Origin of the sequence: Halomonas sp. GXIMD04776 (genome assembly GCF_049808615.1) — a bacterium.
GTDB lineage: Bacteria > Pseudomonadota > Gammaproteobacteria > Pseudomonadales > Halomonadaceae > Modicisalibacter.
Map to the genome: position 1 here is coordinate 1 of NZ_JBNCAN010000055.1, position 2372 is coordinate 2372.

The 2372-nt window shown below is 40.3% G+C and carries 2 protein-coding genes and 1 pseudogene; 1 reads left to right on the forward strand and 2 read right to left on the reverse strand.

The genetic code is table 11. The annotated features are described in order from the left end of the window. Positions 1–322: 322 nt before the first annotated feature. Positions 323–634 (reverse strand): annotated as a pseudogene (locus ACPF7Z_RS19330) (transposase); the annotation flags it as partial. Between the two features lie 171 nt (positions 635–805). Between ACPF7Z_RS19330 and ACPF7Z_RS19335 the strand changes: the two are divergent. Further along, positions 806–1897: an EpsG family protein gene (locus ACPF7Z_RS19335; RefSeq protein ID WP_425194868.1), complete on the forward strand. Its 1092-nt coding sequence runs from the start codon at positions 806–808 to the stop codon at positions 1895–1897. Positions 1898–2094: 197 nt separating this feature from the next. On the opposite strand, the gene ACPF7Z_RS19340 is transcribed toward ACPF7Z_RS19335, so the two are convergent. Beyond that, on the reverse strand, positions 2095–2372 hold a 278-nt coding region (locus tag ACPF7Z_RS19340), incomplete at its 5' end, for a hypothetical protein (protein ID WP_425194869.1).

Consider the following 2372-nt stretch of genomic DNA (forward strand, 5'->3'; position numbering starts at 1 on the left):
TATAATACGAGGATCGTGACATGTATGCCGTTGAATTCGATACCAATATCACCAGCCGATATCTGAAGCTCGAAAATTAAGATAAGCTAATAAATAAGCATGCGAAAGTGATCATTCTAGTAGAGGAAGAAGTAAAAGCCGAACAAAATGGATATTTGCAAAAAATAAAAGGAGAAACTTCCTACCGTCTCATCAAGCGTCGATATAAATAAGATAGCCGACGAGACGAATAATAATATTTTTTGATGCCGATGTCTTGGTCTATTTTCCATCAATCAGGATTTTGAAAAGCAGAAAATAGCTGATGAGCGACTTCAACTGGCTCGAAGGCCTTCAGGTAGACGCATTCGTACTTCACGCTACGCCATAGTCGTTCGACGAAGATATTGTCCTGGTAGCAGCCCTTGCCGTCCATGCTGACCCGGACATGATGGGCTTTTAGCACCTCGGTGAATGCCTGGCTGGTGAATTGACAGCCTTGATCGCTATTGAATATCGCCGGTGCCCCATAACGCGCCAATGCCTCCTCCAGAGCATCAATGCGGAAGTCCGTCTCCAGGGTGTTCGATACCCGCCAGGCCAGTACACGACGGCTGTACTAGTTTATGATCGCCACCAGGTACATCGATTCTCGTGTCGGGATAATCAGAGCTTAACGCCTGGTCCGAAATCTGGGGACCACCTCACGCGCTCGTGGGTACCGCAACGAGAACTATTTCATCACCATGATTTATCTGATTGGCAGCCCGGTCGGGAGCATGCTGGATCAGGCCAAATCCGCGTGAAACGTCGAAGAGCCATTTATATGCTTCCCTATATTTTCATTTTTTTTGTAATATCGTTTTTTTCTTTTTTAGATATGACTCGCTGTCCAAAGACGGTGCGTATTTTATTTTTTATTTTTTGCACGCTTATTCTTGTTTTTTTTGCAGGCTTCCGCGAGGCAGGTGTAGGGGCAGATGATGTTAATTATGTAAGTAAATTTTACGAAATACCCAATATATTTAAATGGATGTCAGGGTTTTACAATTATTCTTATTCGAATGAGAAAATGGAGCTTGGATATATTGCTTTAAACTCTTTTGTAAAAGTTTTTTCCAGTAATTATACAATATTATTCTTATCTGTATCTCTAATCAGTGTAGGGATGGCGGCTTATAATTATTATAAGTATTCTAGATATGCCTTTTTGACTTTATTATTATTTTTTGTACACACGTATCTTTATAGGGATATGAATCAGATAAGAGCCGCAATTGCTGCTGCAATAGGATTATTTTTAATTTTTCAAATACATGAAAAAAACCATCTAAAATCAATTGTTCTTGTGTTTCTTGCAGGTTTTTTTCATACAGCGGCGTTGTCATATTTTTTTGCGTATATTTTTTCTTTTATTAAAATTTCGCCAAAAAAGATATTTTTTCTTTTAGGGGTTTCTATAATTGTTGGTTACATTGGTGTTAGCGAGCTTCTATTATCAAATCTTCCGGATTTGGGTTACATAACTGTTAAGCTAGAAGGATATTCTGAATCTGTTTATGCAAACACAGTGAAGCTTTTTGATTTGACAAATATTAAAGGAATTGTTTTTCTCTCGCTATTTGCCTTTTTTTGGAATGGCTTGAAATATAAAGTGCCTTATTTTGAAACTGCTATGTCTTTTTATACTCTTGCAGTTTGCTGGCGTATAGCGTTTAGTGATTTTGGTATATTTGCGGCAAGGATCGCCACTTTCTTTGGAATAGTTGAAGTAGTGCTCGTACCATGTCTTGCTTTTTTACTAAAGCAAAAGTTGGCAGCATTTTTTATTATTTTTCTATACGCATTTTTAACTCTTTGGTTAAACCTTTTTGTTAAAGAAGGACGCTACCCTTACGAACTAGCATTTGGAGCTTGAGACATCCGGCTTTAAAGATTGCTTAGACGAAGCGCCTAGGCAATCGCCCTTGACCCTCTTCAGGATATTGAAGATCTGTCGGTCATTAGCGACACACCCAACACAAATTCATACGACTGACATCTAGAGGCCACGGAACCGGTCCACTAGAATACCCACCTCAGAAAATAACAAGCGTGTAACAAAAACAGCACTGCTCATACCCGTCCCATCGGTGCGGCGAGTCTGCTGTGGAAGCAATGGTAGTAGGTAAATGCTACCATTTTGTTCTTTGCGTGCACGCAAGCTTCATGCGGTTTTATGAATTGGTGAAGATCGAGCATAGGGCCAGGGAAGATGCCCAGAATAATCCTCGGGCGGTAGCGTGCCAGAAGCACACTGAGCCTCAATTCTTTGCAATGGATATTCAATGAACCAGCAAAATACGCCGACGACTCGGTACCAGGATGACGAAATTTCACTGGTCGACTTAGCC